At 57.4% G+C, this 19,684-nt stretch carries 21 protein-coding genes; 4 read left to right on the forward strand and 17 right to left on the reverse strand.

Annotation, left to right across the window (positions count from 1 at the left end):
- Window positions 1-42: 42 nt before the first annotated feature.
- The 5 genes from ZBT109_RS11465 to ZBT109_RS11485 all read right to left on the reverse strand — a co-directional run bounded on the left by ZBT109_RS11465 (window position 43) and on the right by ZBT109_RS11485 (window position 4,907).
- A complete protein-coding gene (locus ZBT109_RS11465; protein WP_027706329.1) occupies window positions 43-426 on the reverse strand; it encodes a hypothetical protein in 384 nt (127 codons plus the stop codon).
- Window positions 419-1,720 carry a phosphatase PAP2/dual specificity phosphatase family protein gene (locus ZBT109_RS11470; protein ID WP_051524253.1) on the reverse strand — a complete coding sequence of 434 codons (1,302 nt, stop codon included), beginning with the start codon at window positions 1,718-1,720 and terminating at the stop codon, window positions 419-421. The genes ZBT109_RS11465 and ZBT109_RS11470 overlap by 8 nt, the downstream gene beginning before the upstream one ends.
- Window positions 1,717-3,480, reverse strand: a complete 1,764-nt coding sequence (locus ZBT109_RS11475) for a bifunctional alpha/beta hydrolase/class I SAM-dependent methyltransferase (protein WP_027706330.1) — start codon at window positions 3,478-3,480, stop codon at window positions 1,717-1,719. The genes ZBT109_RS11470 and ZBT109_RS11475 overlap by 4 nt, the downstream gene beginning before the upstream one ends.
- Window positions 3,481-3,602: 122 nt before the next feature.
- Entirely contained in the window at window positions 3,603-4,199 is a 597-nt protein-coding gene (locus ZBT109_RS11480) for a CDP-alcohol phosphatidyltransferase family protein (protein ID WP_027706331.1), read from the reverse strand.
- Between the two features lie 387 nt (window positions 4,200-4,586).
- On the reverse strand, window positions 4,587-4,907 hold the full coding sequence (locus tag ZBT109_RS11485; protein WP_027706332.1) for a zinc-ribbon domain-containing protein: 321 nt from the start codon (window positions 4,905-4,907) through the stop codon (window positions 4,587-4,589).
- Window positions 4,908-5,492: 585 nt separating this feature from the next.
- On the opposite strand from ZBT109_RS11485, the gene ZBT109_RS11490 reads away from it, so the two are divergent.
- From ZBT109_RS11490 to ZBT109_RS11500, 3 genes are all read left to right on the forward strand, one after another.
- Window positions 5,493-6,077, forward strand: coding sequence for a YdcF family protein (locus ZBT109_RS11490; protein ID WP_027706333.1), 585 nt, complete (start codon window positions 5,493-5,495; stop codon window positions 6,075-6,077).
- Window positions 6,078-6,137: 60 nt separating this feature from the next.
- On the forward strand, window positions 6,138-6,494 hold the full coding sequence (locus tag ZBT109_RS11495; RefSeq protein ID WP_027706334.1) for a YkvA family protein: 357 nt from the start codon (window positions 6,138-6,140) through the stop codon (window positions 6,492-6,494).
- A 240-nt stretch (window positions 6,495-6,734) separates the two neighbouring features.
- Window positions 6,735-7,427, forward strand: coding sequence for a malonyl-ACP O-methyltransferase BioC (locus ZBT109_RS11500; protein ID WP_027706335.1), 693 nt, complete (start codon window positions 6,735-6,737; stop codon window positions 7,425-7,427).
- 136 nt (window positions 7,428-7,563) lie between these two features.
- On the opposite strand, the gene ZBT109_RS11505 is transcribed toward ZBT109_RS11500, so the two are convergent.
- Window positions 7,564-8,076, reverse strand: coding sequence for an HPP family protein (locus ZBT109_RS11505; protein WP_027706336.1), 513 nt, complete (start codon window positions 8,074-8,076; stop codon window positions 7,564-7,566).
- Window positions 8,077-8,167: 91 nt separating this feature from the next.
- On the opposite strand from ZBT109_RS11505, the gene ZBT109_RS11510 reads away from it, so the two are divergent.
- Window positions 8,168-8,725, forward strand: a complete 558-nt coding sequence (locus tag ZBT109_RS11510) for a TetR/AcrR family transcriptional regulator (RefSeq protein ID WP_027706337.1) — start codon at window positions 8,168-8,170, stop codon at window positions 8,723-8,725.
- Between the two features lie 36 nt (window positions 8,726-8,761).
- On the opposite strand, the gene ZBT109_RS11515 is transcribed toward ZBT109_RS11510, so the two are convergent.
- From ZBT109_RS11515 to ZBT109_RS11565, 11 genes are all read right to left on the reverse strand, one after another.
- Window positions 8,762-9,370, reverse strand: coding sequence for an HD domain-containing protein (locus tag ZBT109_RS11515; protein ID WP_197714344.1), 609 nt, complete (start codon window positions 9,368-9,370; stop codon window positions 8,762-8,764).
- A gap of 276 nt (window positions 9,371-9,646) precedes the next feature.
- Window positions 9,647-10,657, reverse strand: coding sequence for a contractile injection system protein, VgrG/Pvc8 family (locus tag ZBT109_RS11520; protein ID WP_027706339.1), 1,011 nt, complete (start codon window positions 10,655-10,657; stop codon window positions 9,647-9,649).
- Between the two features lie 10 nt (window positions 10,658-10,667).
- Complete coding sequence (locus ZBT109_RS11525) at window positions 10,668-10,880, reverse strand: tail protein X (protein ID WP_038279784.1); 213 nt, start codon at window positions 10,878-10,880, stop codon at window positions 10,668-10,670.
- Window positions 10,870-11,256 carry a phage tail protein gene (locus ZBT109_RS11530; protein WP_027706341.1) on the reverse strand — a complete coding sequence of 129 codons (387 nt, stop codon included), beginning with the start codon at window positions 11,254-11,256 and terminating at the stop codon, window positions 10,870-10,872. The genes ZBT109_RS11525 and ZBT109_RS11530 overlap by 11 nt, the downstream gene beginning before the upstream one ends.
- 17 nt (window positions 11,257-11,273) lie before the next feature.
- Window positions 11,274-14,438 (reverse strand): phage tail tape measure protein, encoded by a 3,165-nt coding sequence (locus tag ZBT109_RS11535; RefSeq protein WP_038279787.1) that lies wholly within the window; start codon window positions 14,436-14,438, stop codon window positions 11,274-11,276.
- A 132-nt stretch (window positions 14,439-14,570) separates the two neighbouring features.
- Window positions 14,571-15,146: a phage tail assembly protein gene (locus ZBT109_RS11540; protein ID WP_027706342.1), complete on the reverse strand. Its 576-nt coding sequence runs from the start codon at window positions 15,144-15,146 to the stop codon at window positions 14,571-14,573.
- Between the two features lie 150 nt (window positions 15,147-15,296).
- Window positions 15,297-15,806, reverse strand: a complete 510-nt coding sequence (locus ZBT109_RS11545) for a phage major tail tube protein (RefSeq protein WP_027706343.1) — start codon at window positions 15,804-15,806, stop codon at window positions 15,297-15,299.
- Window positions 15,799-16,989, reverse strand: coding sequence for a phage tail sheath protein (locus tag ZBT109_RS11550; protein ID WP_027706344.1), 1,191 nt, complete (start codon window positions 16,987-16,989; stop codon window positions 15,799-15,801). Before ZBT109_RS11550 ends, ZBT109_RS11545 begins: the two co-directional genes overlap by 8 nt.
- A gap of 11 nt (window positions 16,990-17,000) precedes the next feature.
- Window positions 17,001-17,186 (reverse strand): hypothetical protein, encoded by a 186-nt coding sequence (locus tag ZBT109_RS11555; protein WP_027706345.1) that lies wholly within the window; start codon window positions 17,184-17,186, stop codon window positions 17,001-17,003.
- Between the two features lie 95 nt (window positions 17,187-17,281).
- Window positions 17,282-18,535 (reverse strand): phage tail-collar fiber domain-containing protein, encoded by a 1,254-nt coding sequence (locus ZBT109_RS11560; RefSeq protein WP_051524246.1) that lies wholly within the window; start codon window positions 18,533-18,535, stop codon window positions 17,282-17,284.
- 21 nt (window positions 18,536-18,556) lie between these two features.
- Window positions 18,557-19,678 (reverse strand): phage tail protein, encoded by a 1,122-nt coding sequence (locus ZBT109_RS11565; RefSeq protein ID WP_051524247.1) that lies wholly within the window; start codon window positions 19,676-19,678, stop codon window positions 18,557-18,559.
- Between the last annotated feature and the right edge of the window lie 6 nt (window positions 19,679-19,684).

Here is a 19,684-nt window from a genome sequence, read left to right on the forward strand (position 1 = left end):
GGTTGACCACTGGCACAGCGCCAGTGGTCGTTTAATGACGGCCTATGGCACCCACCACAGCGCGGCAGCGGCCACTACCCACAGTACGCCAACTAGCACCAGCGTACGCTTCAGCCAGCACAGTGCGCCTTGCCGACGCTCGGCCAGACTCAGCGAGCGTAGCCGCGGGCGCTGCCACATCTCGGCCAGTTCCGCACCGAATGCCTCACCCTCAAGCGTACCTTCACGCATCACGCTGAAGTACTGCTGATCGAGCCATAGTCGCCAGCAGCCGTACCAGCCCACCCCGACCAGCACGAACAGCCCCGACGCAACCGACGGACACGATATTAGCAGCGCCACTCCCAGAGGCGGCAGCGTGGCCAACCACAGGGGGCGCCAGCTTTTCAGTGTGGCGATCAATAGCGAAAGAGAGGCATCAGTCATGCGCGTACCCTTGATGCCAGCCGGTCAGATAGGCCGAGGTCTGTTCTGGTAGCAGAATCTGCGGCCGTGCGTTGCGCACGCGCTGGATCGCTTCATCGGCAGAGGAGGCATGGTGATAGGCCAGCAGCCATGCCGAGACCACCAAGGCACTGCGGGTCAGGCCGAGCGCACAGTGCACCAGCACGGTCTCATGCTGCTGGCGCAGCGCCTCCAGCGCTCTGACGGCCTGGCTCAGCGTTGAGCCATCCGGCAGCGTCAGATCAAGCATGGGAACGGCTTGATACGCACGCTCGGCAGCACAAGCCGCTCGGGGAAACTCACTGGTCAGATCAAGCACTGCGCGTGCCGCTATCGGTTGCCGAGGGAAGGCGCCGAGGCTGACGCCTTCATGTACGGCAGAGTGCGGCGGAACACGCCGCATGTAATAGCGCACCGTCGCCCAAGCTCCCCAGCGCCACGGCAGTAGCAAACAGCGTGCGGCATAAGACAGCCGCCCCTGCTCGTCTTTCTGTAGCGCCGCGACCCCAAGCCCTGCATAGCTAAGGGCGATGATGCCCAGCGCGATGGCGAACCACCAGAGCCACGGTAGCAAACAGGCCAGTCCCCCACAGATCACGACGCCCATTGCATAGCGACAGGCCAACTGGCGACGGCGCGCATCAGGAATCTGCCAGCACCAGCCGCCCCGCTCGGGTATCAGCCAACTGATGAACAGACCCACGCCCGCCCCGCTCACCACGTCGATAACATGATGCTGCCATGTGGTCAGTACTGAAACGGCAATCAGCAGGAACCCGCCCGTGTTCACGACGCTCATCAGGCCCTGTACATGGCGACGGTAATGGCACCACAGCAGCCAGCACAGAATAATGTGCAGCGAAGGCGACTGGTTGAACGGTAGGTCGAACTGTTCCAGCTGATGGAACAGCCAACCGAACATTCCAGTTACTTCCGGCCGGATGAACGAAAAACGCAGCGGAAACAGCAGGAAGCCCATACAGGCCAGTACCGACGCCAGCGCCAGCCGCGCAACCAGTCGATGCAGTTCCTGACGCGATGTGCAGACGAACAGCGCCAGCCCGTACAGCAAATCAAGGCTCCAGTATGGAATGATCGTCCACGGCAGAAATGGAATGTGATGCTCCCAACCAAAGACGATGCTGCCCACCCCCTCTCGCGACTGGGTGAACTGATTGACCTGTCCATAGGTAAGGAAGAAGAACGGTGCCAGTACCGCCAGCCACAGTACAGCAATGCCCCAGAGACGGTACCGGCGCTCCGGCCGAGCGGTCATGACGCGCGTCGCACGGCCAGAGACACCGTGAAGATGCCCCATTCGTCGATCAGCTGGGCGCACTTCTCGAAGCCCGCTTCCTCAACCAGTGCATCCATTTCACCCTGCGAGCGCACACGCATTACCCACGGTTGCCCGTCACGATGGCTGGTCAGCGACCATGCAATGGTCTTCAGCTGAGGGTGCCACGGCTGACCGGTGTAGACCAACAGACCGCCTTCAGGGATGGCATCGGCCAATCCAGCCAGCGACGCACGGATAAGATCGTTGTCGGGGAAGAGCTCATACAGACCGGACACAATGCCCAGCGTCGGCTGCGGGGCCAGTGACGACAGCGATGCGCGCTCGAAGGCATTACCCTGCTCGAAATGCGCCACTGCGGCCAGCCCACGCTCTGCAATCAGTGCCTGCCCTTTCTGCACGTTCAACGCGCTGTAGTCGCGCAGAAGAATATCTTCAACGCCCTCGACCTGCTGCAACGCATCCAGTACATAGCGCCCGTGACCGGCGGCGATATCGACGACGCGCACCGGCATGTCGTTGGCCTGCAAGCGCGCAACGGCCTCTTGGATCAGCTGCTGTAGGTGCACCTTACGCTGACGAATGCCCTTCCAGCCGACGCTGTCCAGATAGCCACGGTCGATCAGACGCCCCAGCGCATTGCGACCACGCGCGTCGTTTTGATAGACATAATCCAGCGTACTGCCCGAATCAAAGCCGGTATCGAACCCCAATCGCACCCCATCCGACTGTGTCCCGAGCGCCTTCATGCCATAGCGCAGTGCACGGTAGGCCAGATCCTCTGCTGAAAACGGCACTGGGCCAGCGGCCAGCGTGCGCCATGTGTCCGCGCTTGGGCTCCAGCGGTCTTCATGCTGATAGTCGATACGTTGCGGCGCCATCGCATACAGCGTCGTAATGAAATCACGCATTTTGTCGATCGCCAGATGGCGGTCTTTCTCACCGAGCGTGTCGTGATAGAACCCTGGCAGTACGTGCATTTCCTTCACCGGGCTGCGCAGCCCATCGAAGAAGTCGATCTGAGGCTGGCGATGCACGACATAGTCGCTGCCGGATACCAGCATCTGCGTCGGCAACGTGATCGCCGAGGCATCACTGACAATACGTTCTGCCGTTTGATACAGCGCCAGCAGGATGTTGACGGAAATAGCACGGGTGATCAGCGGATCGCTGTTGAAACTGGCGATGCGTTCGGGGTCATGGGTGAGGTACTTGCCCTTAACGTAGGAATTAACGAAGAACAGCCCGCGCCAGCGCTGCATCAGCGCCAGCCCTGTGCGGGCGAACGGCACGTACAGCTTGACCTTGAATGCGGGCGAGGCCAGCACCAGTCCGCGAATCTTAGGCGCATAGTCGTGTGCCCATGCGGCGACCAACACCGCCCCCACGCTCTGCGCTACGACGGTGACGTCTTCCAGCGCGACACCGCTGTCCTGCGCGGCAAAGCGCACAAACTCATCAACATCACGAATGGAGCGCCCCAGCGAGGGGCTGTGACCACGTTCGCCGGGGGAGCGACCGTGACCACGGGCATCCCACGCATAGAACGCCGCCTCCGGCAGCTGCAGTTCATCGACGATATGCTGCAAGCGTCCAGAGTGCTCATGACCACGGTGGAACATGACGATCACCTTGCGGGGTGTCGTGCCCTGCTCGGCAGGCCAGTGGCGGTAGAACAGCGCGGTATGATCGCTGGTGCTAAACGTGCCCTCAATGGGCATGCGAGTGGTTTCGGTCATCTTGAATTTTCCCTGCCAAAATAATCATCTGCGCTATAGGCGCTTTGTTGTAAAGGGCGGTGAAGCCCCTTTCGTCGGCGGTTTCCGTTCATGTCTTTGACCACGGAACCGCTGCAATGGTGTCACTCGGCCGCCAGTGCAGCACGGCAACGGTTAACAACCGTCCAGCCCAGCAGAATGCACACCACACACCAGACGATATTGTTGTACGCCAGCAGCGACGGCCAGAGCGCTATGCATAACCCCCATGCGCCGAAGATCAGCGCGCGGTCGCTCTTACCGCAAGGACCGGCATAGTTGCGCTTGCCGATCTGAGTCTGTACCAGAATGCCGCTGAACTCGGTCAAAATGGCCAGAATCACCATCAGCACGACCAGCATGCCCGAACTGAAAGGCAGCAGCGCAAACGGCAGGTACAGTGCGGCATCGGAAATCACATCGCCCAGCTCGTTCAGCAGCGCTCCTAACCGGCTCTGCTGATTGAATTCACGCGCCAGCATGCCGTCAATGGCATTGAGCGCCATGCGAACAAACAGAAAAACGGGCAGTGCAATCAAAAAGACAGGCGACGGGCTGAGCGCAAACGCCACCCCAGCAATGACCGACATCACCAGTGCCAGCAGTGTGACCTGATTGGCGGTGACACCGCGGGCATGCAAACACCGCAGTAGTGGTCGCAGCAGCGCCTGAAAGCGCGGTTTTATATCATAGAGCGTCATGAGTGTTCCCCCTGATGAATGACATGAATGATGACGCAGGATGGCGAAGCCCTTGTCAGGCCAGCGCCGGAGACAATGCAGGTTCAGCATGCGTAAGAGGAAAAGTGGCCGCTTCCCACACGCACAATCGGTGCAGAACGTCAGGCACGATACAACCGGAACTCCCATCAACATGCATCGAAATGCGTTCAGGCTCGCCATTATGGCGACGTCGAACGAAAGGCCTTACTCGCTATGGCGCACCGTCTATCATGCGTGGGCGCTCAGCGATAAATAAAATCGACGGCCAGAGGCTACAGACCGGTATATGGCCGTCGGTGACAGGCTTGGAGGAGCCTTGACGCTGGCTCTTCTTTCCTTATCGCGCAAATGCAGCGTGCGGCGACCTCAATTCCAGATGGGGCGTCGATCGCAGCACAGCGTAATCAGGTCGATCAACCACGCAATCGGGCACATCAACAGTGGTGCCAGAATAAGCAGTCCGGCCGTCCATGCCAGTAGGTTGCCAATAAGGATGGCTACACCAACACCGATATCGCCGCAGATAAAACGGTGAATGCCGAGCGGCCACAGGAAAACACACAGTAAGATACAGACCGCCTTAGATGTCTTGTTTTGATGAAGGGCGGGAGTAAAAACGTAGCCGCACCTCGGGCAACTCTGTGCATTGTCGGCCAATTCGGCGGCACAGCTTTGACAGTATTTCATAGGATCCCCTTGCAGGCTGATGGCAGCGCTAACGGTTGATTTCTAATCTCAAAAACAGAGGTGACATCCCCGTGTCAGGCCGCCGAATATACCATAACGCCCGGTAAAGCCGTGAGCGCTGCATTGCCTAGCCCATTGCTGCCGATACCCCATCAATTGGGAGTCACTAAGCGCGTGTTTCATAACCTTAATGTCTCTGTCATTGAGGGGATTTTAAGTCACAAAAGCGCAGCAGAAACCATTTGTTCCAGCAAGAAAAAAAAGCAATCACTCAGGTTGTGAAACGGTCTCTAAGCAGCGCAGTACTTGATTTCACCCCCCTCACCCTCATATAAAGTCATTATCACCACACCGCCTATCCACTCGGTATATCACCGCTATCTCACCACCCACAGCATTATTGCAATAGCAATACAGCCATCGTCATACGCTTATCGTCGCCAAGTGCCGATACGACGCAATCGAACATCAGCCCATGGCATACTCCCCCAAACAGAAGTTGGCTCGGCCAACACGCGGGACAATGTTCTCGGCAAGGAAAGCTTTGGTACACTCCTGCTCCTCACAATATCAAGGCGATAATAAATGAAGACCATACTGTCATGGTGTGTAGGGATCGTGGTGCTGATTGCACTGCTGGGGGCAACGCTGATCTGCGTCGTAGGCATGCGCAACGATGTGCAGCCCAGTGACGTGGCGATCGTTCTAGGATCGAAGGTCGAGGATGACGGCACGCCATCCGTTCACCTGCGCATTCGTCTGGACCGCACCGTAGAACTGTACAACGCGGGCATGGTGCCGATGATTATTGTCAGCGGTGGACCGGGCGTACCTGCGCACCCCGAGCCGATCGTCATGCGTGACTACCTAGTCGCTCAGGGTGTGCCTGCCTCGGCCATCGTGCTCGACAATACCGGCATCAATACAGCAGCTACGGCACGCAACGCGGTGCCACTCATGGCGGAACATGGCTTCCACAGCGTGATCGTAGTCAGCGAGTATTTCCACGTTCCGCGTACGCGACTGGCCTTCGCCCAGCAGGGTATCCACGACGTGCACTACGCACGCGCTGGCTATCCACTGCCGCGTGATTTGCTGGCCATCGCCCGCGAAACCGTTGGGCTGCCGCTGTACTGGCTGGGCATGCGCCAGTCGGATACGGCGGAATGACCGCACGGGAGATAGCGTTCTCTCGACGGTAGCATCTTTACTATTCATGGAGCACATACGATGTCGCACCAGGAAAACGACGCTGACCGCTATCGTCAGCACTACAGCGAAGAAGGGTTCTGGAAAAAGCTGGCCAGCTCATCGCGCAAGGCCGGACGCAAGGCACTGAATCCAGCGCTGCGCATGTACTATTCGGCACGCGATCCATCGACCCCACGGTGGGCAAAGACGACGCTGTACGGCGCACTGGGCTACTTCATTTCGCCTATCGACGCTATCCCCGACCTGACGCCGGTGCTCGGCTACACCGATGACATCGGTGTTATGGCGGCAGCGACGGCTGTCGTGGCTGTTCATATCACCAAAGAACACATCAAGAAGGCCGAAGAACAGGTTGAGCGCTGGCTCGGCAAATAGGCCAGCGGGATACCTACGACAAGGACGTCGTATCCCCGCGATGGTGGCGACATCACTGAGCATCAGGTCAGTGGCTACACGCCATGCCTTTTTATTAGACCTATAAAACAAGGCACTAGTAAGGCACGTCTCTTCCGGCAGGTGACATTGCGTTCACGGCCATGCACCATCCTGCGCGTTACTAAAAAGGTAACTTATCAGACAGCATTCGCTGCCTGAACCACGGATGGATACAGCGACATGGATGTAACGGAAGTAGTGCACTGGGGACGTGATCTGGACGAATACTGCCAGATGTTCGCATTGACGGATCAGGACCTCGACAAGCGTATTCTGGGCTGCAGCGATGGCCCTGCCTGTTTCAATGCCGAAATGACCCGTCAAAAACGCAGCGTGGTTTCTTTCGACCCACTTTACGGCCTGCCCCTTGCGCATATCGAAGAACGCGTCCGACACGGTGCGGAGTTCGGTCGGTCGTATTCGAGCGCCCATCGTCACGATCTATTCCGCTGGGGCACTCAAGGGTATACCAATGTCGACGATGTTGCTGACCGCCATGAGGCCGCCATGTCCTTGTTCTTGGACGATTTCCGGACAGAAGGCGAAGGTCAACGCTACGTGGCGGGCGGTCTTCCAGAATTACCTTTTGCCGATGACAGTTTCGATCTGGCGCTATGCGGGCACTACCTCTTTCTATATAGCCACCTGCTGTCACTGCGCTACCACCTCGACAGCATTCATCAGCTATTGCGCGTAGCGCGCGAGGTGCGTATTCACCCGCTGATCGACTTGACGCCAGCACGTTCGCCTTATGTGGAACCGGTCATCAACGCGCTGCGCGCAGAAGGACACCACATCAGCTTACTGGATCTCGGCCGCTACGAACGTCTTGCCAACGGCGGCAACGTAACGCTGCAAATTTGCCGCCGGTAGCCGACCGAGGGACTTAGAGACTGTTTCATAACCGTATCGATGGATTCTACCCTTTCTAAAATAGCCGGTTTCTCGCGCAATTTTGTGGTTTGACGTCCCGTCAATGACATGGGTATTGGGGTTATGAAACACGCTCTTAGTACCAGTAAACCGGCCAGCGTACAGGGTGGCGGCGCAGGCGATGCAGCAGCCAAGCAATCATGACGAGAATGATCGCACCGGCCAGCACGGGGGTGACCAGAAACGTCCAGCTGTGCATGCCCGCCAGTGTAATCATTAAGGGGTTGCCTCCCGCGGGAGGATGCACCACACGCAGTGCCTGCATCGCAGCAATGCCTAGCCCCGTCGCCAACGCACAGACCCATAGGCTATCACCGAGCAGGTTTATCGCCGCCAGCCCAATGAATGTGGTCAGCACGTGGCCACCGATCACATTGCGCGGCTGAGCCAACGGCGCATTGTGCGCAGCGAACAGCAATACGCACGATGCCCCGAACGATGCGATCAGCAGCGGCACGCTCGACTGCAGCGCAAGCCATGCCAGCACACCGATACCCAGCGTACCCCCGAGGAATCCCAGCAGAATGTCACGCCACTCCGGGCGGGCCGGCGCCGCAGAGCGCCATCGAGATCGAGGTTGAGAAGACACGCGCACCACTCCATGATAATGTACAGACAGGTCTGTACACTACGCCACCGAACTACGGCTGTAAACCCCATGCCAATGCCAAGGAGCTTTTATGAGCAAACGGACGGATATCTTGGAAACAGCCTTGGCACTCTTCAATGCCAACGGCTATATCGCTGTCGGTGTCGATCGCATCCGCGACGATGCGGGTGCCTCCAAAATGACGTTATACAAGCATTTTCCCAGCAAGGACGTGCTGATTCAGGAGGTACTGGCACTGCGCCATGAGCAATTGGCCGACGCCATCACGCGCGCCGTTGCGGCCGCTTCCAAGCCCGAAGAACGGCTGCGCTGCCTGTTCGAGTGGCACCGCCAGTGGTTCAAACAGCCGGATTTTCATGGTTGCATGTTCATCAAAGCACTGGATGAACACCCCAACCATGCCGCCATCATTGATGCGGTGCGCCGACACAAACAGTGGCTGACGCAGCTCATCGCAACCTTGCTGACAGAAACGGACGCAGCCGACACCGAGCAGTGGGCCGCAGCACTCTGCATGCAACTGGACGGCGCGATCGTTCATGCCGCCATGTTCGACGACCCGGCAGCTGCCGACCGCGCTTGGCAGATGGCCTGCCGTGTACTCGGATGCCTCAAGGAGAACGGCTAGGGCATCTCCTTCGCTATGGCAGATTAAACAGCAGCATTACTGCGCGCCTACATCACCATCAGAGGCCGGCGCCTTTGCATGCCGTGGCCGCGTCTGCCAGTGCTCAACTATCGCGCAGGCTTCCGCATATAGCGTTGGGTCGCCTTCCTTGAGCCCCGGCAAGCTTATGGCCATTTCATCCATGAAGATGCGGGCGAACCCTTTGCCATAACGACGAATCGTGATGCTGTTGTCGATAAGATCGGCCAACTTGACGGTCTTGCAGGCGGGCGACTGCTGGGCCGAGTGTGCGTGGTCGATCGCCTTACGCACCTTGCGGTTGCCATCTTCCAACCGCGAGACATCGGTCAGCCCCGCTACCAGAACGGCAACGTCATCTCCGAACTCCCGCTGAATCTCTTCAATGGTGACGGCAGTATCTTCAACCACATCGTGCAACCAGGCGGCCGCTATCATGTCAGGCGTATGCGGCACGCTGGCAACCCGCTCGGCAACGCGCTGTGGGTGCACGATATAAGGGTCGTCGGTGTACTTGCGCCGCTGGTCGATAGCGGCATGGGCTGCGGTGGCAAAGGTGCGTGCACGCTCAATGAGCCATTGCCCAGCATCAAGCGGCGTCATCACGACGGTCGTCGGCTCAGTCATACGGCCTATCCTTCCTTTTGTTCTGGCGGCAACGTCTGCCGCTGGTCATCTCGCTCTTACGTTACCCCACACCAAGCGCGCAATGCATCAGTGCGGCTACTTCTCTGATATAAAAGTGGTGTTGCCTTGCACCGCTTCTTTTAACGGCATGCAGGTGGCAGTGCATCATGACAGGAAAACGCTCCAGCACGGGCAGATAGCAAGCGCCCGAAACGACAAAAAGCCCCCGCCACAAAGGCGGGGGAGAACGTGTCGATGCACAGCGCCATCGCGGGGCTATGACGCAGGTCGGGTCGCTTCTATTTCGCAGACATAGCCTGCACCGGCGCTGTTGGACGCCGTCACTTTGTCGATGGACCAACTGCCACGCATGGCGTGCGGCCACGTATCGTCGAGCTGGATAAGCCCTTCGGCAGCCAGCAATGGATTGCCAGGCACCCGTAGCGAGATACGGGCGCGCTCACGCTGCTTGCGTCGGTGCTCATTTTCGGCCGCCACGGTGGCGTCCTTTTCACTCGCCCACGTCTGCTGAAGGGTCATGAACGGTGCTTCACCCACCGTCACGGTATTGCCCTGCGCCTTCTTGTCATCCCACCACTTGGCCTTACAGCCCGAATATAGCGGCCGCGAGTCGTAGCTCACCGAGGCGTCGATGAAGCAGTGCTCGTCCGGCTGCTGGTTCTGCGGTACCGAGTAGGTGATCGTCGGCAGCGTTTCACCCGAGATCGTTTTCACATTGCCGCGCCGCGCCATGACGTACAGGCTGTTCCACGGCTTGGCAACCGCATCGTAGCGGCCCGCGATACGAGTCATAAACGCCATGTCGGTTTCATTGGTCTGGTCGATATGCTCGATCACAATACCGTCCAGCGCCCCTTCAATGCGGGGCGAAAAACCGTGCCTAGCGGTCAATTGTCGAAAGAGGTTGCCCAGCGTAATAGGGCCGTAGCTGGCCGAACGCCGTTCGCGGAAGCCGGTGTCGTCAGCCTTCTGAAACGGCGCGGCCGTCGCCTCAATATCAATCTGCGGCGGGAACAGATGGCATTCAACGGACGAGATGATGAACTCGCCTTTGTCGATGACCTCACTTTCCCGGTAGCCCACGTGCAGGCTGATCTTCTCACCCTCGGCAGGCATGCCATCAACGCCGTGGGTATCGACTTTCAGCGTCAGCTTGTCGGATTCGATACCCGAGGCGTCGACGTGCGACCAGCTGATAAGCCGCGCATTGATCAGTGCTTCGTGGGCACCGTGCACGGTCACTTTCGGGGTATAGCCTATGCTCATAATGTCGCCCTCAGTCCCATACCGTAACGGCTTGACGCACTTCAGCGTCGCGCGCCTCCAGTACGGGAAGGCGGACAATCACCCCGGCCGGAAGGATGGGCCCATATTCTGCCAGCCCCAGATTGAGCGACCACAGGGCTTCCTCGGCATCATCGTCGCTGCGTCCCGTTTCGCGGTACAGCAGCGCGTTGACGGTATCGCCTGCGCGTGTCCTAACCCACATTGGCAAACTCCTTCAGCTCCAGGTCCCAGTCGATGACCATCGCGGTACCATCGTCGATGATTTGTGACTGGTTCTCGGCAATCGATTCGATCCGATAGCGCCCCCAATTACGTCCCAGCGCGTCGATCAGCGACCACGGCTGGCGTGAGGCCTGCATCTTACGCAGCGTATCCAGTCCCGCCATGCCGGCCGACCGGAAGGCGGTGCCTTTTAGGCGCAGGCTTTCCAACCCTTGGCCGTTGTTATAGGAAAAGGGTTTGGCATCGATCAGCTCGATGTCCTTCCACCCACCGCTGGTGGTCCTCGACAGGGACTCATAAGGGAAACCGGAGGCAATGGAAAAGGCGAAATCGCCTAGCATCATTTGTATATACATGCGTTGTCTCCTCGTGCTCAGCCGTTAGCCGCGTCGGTCAGGCCAGCATTCATACGGCGATCCAGCGGACTGCTTGCAACAGGGTGACCACCCACCAGCTCGCTGCGCAGACGCTGGAGCAGCTGGTCTATCAGCTGTTGGTTCTGGGCGGCATCACCGCTGGCGTGCAACGTGACATTAACGTTCTGTGTCACGGTGGTGTTCGTGCTAGAAGTGCTGTTGACGACCGCGTCCGCTTTGGATTTCGGGTCGTCGAGGCGCGATGCGGGCAGCGTCTTGGACGCGTCCATGGTTTTAGTTTTCAGCGCGCTGTCGTCATCACCGAAGAAGTAATCCCATAGACGCTTGGGCGTGTTGCTGTCAGGCAACAGCGACAGTGCATGCTCTTTAAGAGAGGCCAGCATCTGTCCACCCTGTTCGCGGAGGTGGGTCCAGATTTCACGGCCTCGCTCGGCCAGTGAACCCGCCAACGACTTGAGCGAATCGATACCCAGCAGATTCGAGGCGGCGCCTTTCAGTGAATTCACCAGCGTGCGGCCCTGTTCGCGTACGGACTGCCACACACGACGGCCCATACCCGCGAGCGTCTGACCGATCGCGTCGAACGGCACCTTGCTCAGCAGGCCTTTTGCCGTACTGAACAGATGCGCACCTTGATCACGGATCGTCTGCCAAGCACTGGAACCCAGTTCAGCCATCTTTCCGCCAATCGCCTTGAACGGTACTGCGTTTAGCATGCCTTTGGCCGCACCAGTAACGGAGTTCAGCATACTACTGCCTTTCTCGCGCAGGGACTGCCAGGCACTGCTTCCCATATCCGCCAGCTTGCTGCCCATCGACTTCATGGTCTCCATGCTGGGCAACAACATGGTCAGCGGTGAGGCTCTCTTAGCGATAGTAGCGGCCTTGCTCAGCCAGCCTTCGTTCTGCTCGCCGTCCTTCTTGTCTTTACTGCCGCCCGTAAACCAGTCGTAGACACCTGCGGCCTTGTCGCCCAGCCATTCACCGGCCGCGCTGCCGCCGAGACTCCCCAGCACACCCCCGACAACGCCCCCGATGGCCGTACCCACCACGGGCACGACCGAGCCGATCGCCGCCCCAGCAGCGGCACCCGCCAAGCCTCCGCCCCAACCACCAGCAGCGGAACCGGCGGCCTTGCCGACCTGATGAGGGTCACCATTCGCGAGCCCTTCCGCCAGATTCCATCCGTCCTGCAGCAAGCCCAGCGGTTTAAAGAGCTTACCGGCCAGCTTGCCGGCACCTTTCAGGGCACCGCTGCCCATCACTTTGGACACCAAACCACCGCCACCGGAGAATATCCCCGCTGCTTTGGACATCAGCCCACTGCCACCTTTGAATAGCGACGCGCCCTTCGACATCACACCATGCAACAGGCCATCGCCGCTGAGCAGCTCGCTTCCGAGTCCAGCCAGCGCGATCTTTCCGATACGCGAACCGCCAAGCCGTCCAAGAAAGCCGCCGAACTTCGTGCCCCCAAAGCGTTTCAGCATGACCCTCGCCTGACGTACAGCGCGATTGCCCTTCCTACCCCCCCTGCGCCCTCCACGCTTGCCCGACCGTTCAAAATCACTGTCGCCGCCAAAGCCATCCGCGGAAGATGCGGTGGAGTCCAACTCGGCAATACGCCGGGTTAGCTTGTGGACAGCTCTAGCCGCCTTCGTAGCATTTGAAGCCAGCGCTGTATTATTACCGGAGCTACCTCTAGAACCGCCCCCGAAGATATTCTTAACGTCGGAAGCAAGGAACTTGAGGCCAGAGAAGGCGGCTTTGAAGCCTATTGCTACCGCTTTGCCTGCAATAAGCGTTGCCGTGATGCCCCCTATCCCCTTCATAAGCGCCGGGTGCGCCTCAAGGAAATTGTTCAGGCCGCGCACCAGCAGGGTCACGTCGTCGACCACCGCCTTGGTCACCGGCACCAGCGATTCACTCATCAACAGCGAAAAACGTTCGAACTCGCTGTTCATCTGGCCAAAATGCACCTTGGCCGTATCGTTGATGGCGGCGGCTTTGGCCGCCATTGTGTCGCTGGCGGCAACGGGGGATTTTTCCTTACCGTCTTTGTCGATCTCCGAATGCGTCTTCAAGCGCGCTTCGCGCAGCTGGTCACCCAAAGAGGTCTTTTGGCCCTCCTGTTCTTCCGTCTTCAGCGCCCTGACAATCTTCTGACCGTCAGCGCCGAATAGCTGTGTAGCCAGCTTCATCTGCGCGGCCGGGTCCATATCACCCAGCTTGTCGAGCAGCCCGTTGAGCGTGCCCATCATGTCCTTCTGCATGGCAGCATACAGCTCACCGCCACTGCCGAAGCCCAACCGCTTAGCGTCGCCTGCCGACAGATTGCCGGCCGTCGAGAAGCTCTTCATCATGCTGGCAAAGCTGCTGCTGGCTTCACCCTGATCCATGCCTCCTTTCAACAGCGTGGCAACCAACGCCGCACTGTCTTCTTTGGAAACACCAATCTTGTCAGCCCAGGCACCACTGGTCGCCAACGCACCACCGATCTCACTGACACGAACCTCCAGCGCACTGCCGACCGCTGTCAGTCGGTCACCGAATCGAGTGAATTCTTCTTCCGATTTGATGCCCAGCTTGTCATGCAGATCTCTTACGACAGCGTCAGCTTCCTTGAATGAGGTTCCTGTCGCAGCCGCATACAGACCAATGTTGCGGGTATAGGCGGCCAGCGTATCGGCGTTAGCGCCTTCAATGCTGTGCGACTGCACGGCCTCCTGTTGAGCCTGGAGGATCGCGTCACGATCACCGCCCGAGGCGACGATGTTCTTGTCAGAGGCCAAGCTGCGATTGAGAGTCGCCAGGTGCTGGCGCATCTCCTCGTTGAACCCTGGGATCGACTGACCGATCAGGGCAATCTTGGCATCAAAGTCCGCCCCCTTCTGGGCCAGTTGGACCAGCTTGTCCAACTTCTCCTTACAGGCCTTGAGTTCCCCCAGTGCACCACTGCCGCCCTTCGAGTCGCCATCGCCACCGCTTCCGCCGGCACTCTTCTTCTCGGCGCCGTCCCCCCCCGTTCCAGCCTTGGCGGCATCTAGGCTGGCCAGCATGACGCCTAACTGCACGGCCGACGCCTGCAGATCGTTCAGACGCTTAGTGGTCCGCTCGAACTGCAGGCTCATTTTGTTAAATTCAGAACTTGCATCTGCCACCAGACTACTCCTCACTCGCGCCCAGACGCTTGAGGGCTAGCTCGTAGCGTCTGAAGGCTTTTGCAGCGTCCCATTCCAGTACCTCTTGCTCACTGACGTGATAGACCAGCGGTACGATGTCCGTGATGGTCTCTACATCCCGGTCTGAAACGAGTCCGCCGTTTCGTTCAAAAAATCGTTGATGCGCTCCTGCAGCGTGTTCCAGTCCGGTACCGAGAGCAGTGCCAGATCCGGCAACATCAGGCCCGTACAGTGCGCTGTGATGAATTCCGCGCGTTCATACGCCGTCTTGTACTTGGTCATCAGGCGCGACGCCTTGAGCGTCGGCACGGACAGCGTTACTGACGTGATCTGCTGACCGTTGACGGTAATCGGCAGCAGCAGCTCCGGCGCATCCGGGTCCTGACGAGCCGCGCGGTCGCTACCCATGAAGTGGGCCGCATCCTGAGTCACCAGCTCGGCAATGCGCACAGCCAGCGAGTTGTAATCCGGGCGACGCAGCTCCTCCAGCACGCTGGCGTCAACGCCACTGCTGACGGACAGCAGTTGGATCAGTCGATCGTCATCATCGCCATAGGCTTCGATGATGCGTGCGTGATCGCCATGAAGGATCGGCTTCAGCGCAAGCGTGTCGATCGTCGTGCCATCGGCAGCGGTCAGCGGCCAATGCAGGGAGTACGCGTCGATGGTCCAAGTCGCTACGGTCATGGGTCTTTCCTCTATGAATAAGGCAAGTAATCAGAAAACGTCTGGTGGGATGCCAGAAACAGCGCGACCGCCAGTGAAAGGCGGCCGCAATGAACATGCAGAAGTGGGACGCTGCCGGGATATCAGGGCAGCGCGATCAACGGGTCAGACTTACACCATCAGCACTGCACGGCGGATATCGCTCATGATGTCGCCGCAGCCGAGGTCGATGACCTGTGTGTTGAGGTTGATGTCAATGACAGGCAGACCGTCGTCGGTACGCTGGTAGCGGAACACGGCTAGCTTGATATCAGTCTGCGGTAGCTCACCCATCTTGAGGGTCTTTTCTTTTACCGAGATCAGACGCCCACCAATGGAATGGTACGTGCTGGTGGTATCACCCCCCGTGGTCTTGCCCGCTTCGCGGACGTCGAGCATTACCGTACCGCCTTCCAGCACACCCAGCTCTTTGAGCAGAATGCCGCCGGCACCATTGATGGTGATAGAGGCTTCCATCTCTTTCAGGCCCGTCATGATCTTATCGGGCGCGAAGCGTCCACCGCGGACGGACTTCATTTCTTTTTCGATGGTCGGCGGCTCAAAGGATTCAATCTGCTGCATGATCGGCATGGCTTGCAGCGTACCGGCAAGCATCAAGCGTGAACGTTCGTTATTAGCCATTGAGGACCCCCTCGAGGAATTTTGCAGTTAAGCTGTCATCAGCATTGATGGTGTACACCATGGTTTCGTTCGGGCTGTATTGGCCGTAGTTGAGAACGATGTACCATTTGCCGTTTTTGTAATTTTCGAGCGTGTTCAGCTCAGGATGCAGGTAGCACTCGAACACCGGCACCACCTGATCTGCGACCAGCGTCTGGCCCCAGTCGGAAATGCCCTTAACCTGCTGTTCCATGAAAGACTTGGTCAGCTGTTCGGCCATGGCTTTCTGTGCCGCCTTGACCAGCTTGCGTGCGATGGCATAGCGCAGACCCACATGACTGATGAACTCGCCCATCAGCGAACGGTTACCAATCAGCGAATAACCGCCCATCGTGGTACGAGCGAAGTAGCTGATGCCATAGCGGTTGAGCAGATCCCCATCAGTGGTGCGATCAAGGATGTTGTAGTTGACAACACGCGTCATGTCCGTGGCGTTAACGCCTTGGTTACCCGGGGATTCCCACGGTTTTTTAGCCGCCATTGCGCCGACAGCCAACACGGACGGTGCCACAGCGATATCGCCCTTAGCCGCCTTGGAGTAGATCTTCGGCATCGGATAAGCCACGTAAGCCGCTTCATAACCTAGGCCCGCACCGCCGACCGACTTGCTGTAGTTAACGACGTCAATGGTCGCCACGTCCGGCGCATCAAGAATGACCAGCGCCATCATGCGTTGAGCGATTGACGCCATTTCACTGCGCAGCCCCTCCATATGGCTGTAGCCCGGGCAAGCGATCATGGTCGGCACTTCAGCGCAGGTCGGCAACAGGCGCAGACCGGTCAGACGATCGGTACCGGCTTCAACGCCACCAATGATGTTGTTCATCGTCGCGGTCTGATCAAGCGTGCCGTCTTCTTTCTTCGCTTCTGGCACAACGACGACGTAGATCACGACCGACGTTTTTTTCAGCGTTTCGTAGACACAGTGGTAGAGCGAACCGGCCTCGTGGCCTGCCACATCCAGCTTCGCCAAGTCAGACAGGCTCGCAATGCGGAAAGGCGTGTTGAACGCGATAGAAGCGTCCTTATCCGGCGCAGTGCCCACCAGACCCACAACGTGTCCCCCCAGCGACCCAAGCGATTCCGGGCTTTTCGTGAACTGAACGTCGACACCGTTATGCTCGAAATTAGTGATCTCAGGCATGAATCATGTCCTTATTTGATAATGTTGTTTTTCTTGACGTCTTTTTCAGAAGCGTCGGTTTTCAAGGTGATGCGACCCACGCGCAGCAGCTGCGCCGCTTCGACATCCAGCAGAGAGACGGTGTCCCCCGCCTCCGCCCAGTGACCGCCCGCCAGAGGGAACGGCACGACAACGGTATAGTCACGAGTAGTGGCCATGGTTGTTTTCTCCAGATAATAAAAAACCGCCGAAAGGCGGTATGGGGGTACAGGTACAGCGTCGTTATCGCGTCCTGTTATGAAAAATAAATAATTTAATATTTAATGCAGGCAAGCAGAGCAACGTTACGAGGACGCGTTTCATTCCCTCCGGTTGCAGTAATAGAGTTAGCATTAATAGCAACAGTACCTGCTATTGAACCTCGCATAGGGTCTGCATTACTGTTATAACTAGTAGCAGAGCTTGTTGTATTGACACTGTGAGTATGAGATTTCAGTTCATCACTTTGCTGAGAACCAAATACCCTGCCATTATCAATACCACGCCCTTTATCCCAGCCACGAATGAATTCACCACGAAGATCTGGCAAATTAAAGGTAGTGCTGCCATCTCCGCTACCGAAAGTGGTGCCAATAGCGTTAAAAAGATTGGCGTAATCTTTGCGAGAAATGGCGGCCCCATCAGCTACTAAATAACCTGAAGGAGCTCGTTGACTTGCGGTATAAATGATAGAACCCGCATGCTCTACACCTAATTCTGCCCAGTTTTCATCCCAGTTGACACCACTATCAAAATTCATCCTTTGAAATGTTCTGAGGCCCCTATGCTGAATATACTGCTGAATTATTGCCTGTCCCGACATTTCAACTAATAGCAAACCATACCAATATCCTGCTGGAGGAGCACTCTCGTTCGGATTTCCATCTCCAGGCGTTACTTTATAAACACCTGGGGAAACAAAAGAATTCCAGTTATCGGTATGAACAATAGATCCTGTACGAGAAGTTAGCTCACTTCTTATGCTATTAAATTCCACTTCTCTAGAATGGCTCTCACTATAAATGAGTTCTTTTACACTTTCATTTTTTGCTGTTAGTAAATTAATATTATCATCAACATACTGTCGCGTAGCCAGTACAACAGAAGGGTCGACTTTAAGCGTAATCGCATCAGAGCTTAGCACCTGAATGACAATACTTACTGTTTGAGTAGTGCTCGCGCCTTCCGTCAGTAGCGGCTTATACTGTTCAGGGTAATTACCGATGGCTATAAGATCGCCATCTTTATCATACAGACCGACTTCGCGAATCCACCAGCCCCCGATATCCGGGGCTAGTACCTGCTCAAAGATCACCCACGCATTGTTATGTTCGTCAGCCTTGGCACTGTTTATGGGCGCGCGGTAGCGTTCTTTTACAAGTGAAGTGGCATTACTTTGTGGCTGAGGAAGCTTGCCATCGCCATCCCCCAATGCCATCTGCGTTATTTCTATTTGTTGACCAATACGGATGGCCTCCGCAATTTTAGAGGCTCCTTTATCAGTCAAAATTGTATAGTGTTCTGCCATGATTTTTCTTTTTATATCTAATCAGAATTTAATACATGCTAGTAGCGCTGTATTTCGAGGTCTAGTAACCGAATATCCACCGGATGATTTACTATTTTGTCCATAAATATTACCCACAGAATGGTAATAAGTTTCAGCATCTGAATAGTCATCCCAGTTTATTTTATCGCTACCATAATCCTTCGTTCCATGATTACTGAGGCTAAAAACATCGGTGTTTCCCCAGTCATCATAACCACCGACAAGCGTGCCGCGTTGCCAGCTGCCCAGCTGTCGCCCGCCATCCACGCCGCGGCCGTTATCCCAGCCTCGGATGAATTCACCGCGGAGGTCAGGCAGGTTGAAGGTGGTGGCGCCATCCCCTCCTCCAAACGTGGTGCCAATAGCGGCAAACAGTCGAGCGTAGGTCTCACGTGAAACGGCTGTGCCGTTGGCCGCGAGATAACCTTCAGGGGCATTGCTCATTGCAACGTGGATCACGGTGCCGGCCGGTACAAGGGCGTCGATCAGCTTGCGGACTTCCACCAGCTGGGCAGTATCGGCTACTTCGGTCTTCGAGCCTGCAAGGTTGGCCAGTGGAGCATCGCTGTGGGTCATGCGCGCCGCGGCCTGCACTCCCAGCCCTTCGATCGCTTTGTTCAATTCGTCCTTGGACGCTTTGCGGTCTTCAAGCCCTTGCACAGCACTCTCAAGGTCTTTGCGTGTTGCCAGTACCACGGCGGGGTCGACATTAAGCGTAATAGCGGCTGAGCTCAGTACCTGGATCACGACGCGAACGGTCTGAGTCGTGCTGGCACCTTCTGTCAGCAACGGCTTGTACTGTTCGGGGTAATTACCGATGGCGATAAGGTCACCGTCGGTGTCGTAGAGCGCAACTTCGCGAATCCACCAGCCACCAACATCGGGCGCAAGTACCTGTTCAAAGATGACCCAAGCATCGTTTTTGGCATCCACGGTGGCAGAGTTGATCTGTGCGCGATAGCGCTCGTTGACCAGCGCCTTGGCGCCACCATCAGGCTGAGGCAGAGCGCCGTTACCGTCGCCCAGCGCCATTTCGCGAATTTCGATACGCGAGCCGGAACGCAGTGCATTGGCCACCTTAGTGGCGCCCACATCGGTCAGAATCGTGTAGTGATTAGCCATACGTCA

It is taken from the genome of Zymobacter palmae (genome assembly GCF_003610015.1).
Taxonomy (GTDB): Bacteria; Pseudomonadota; Gammaproteobacteria; order Pseudomonadales; family Halomonadaceae; genus Zymobacter; species Zymobacter palmae.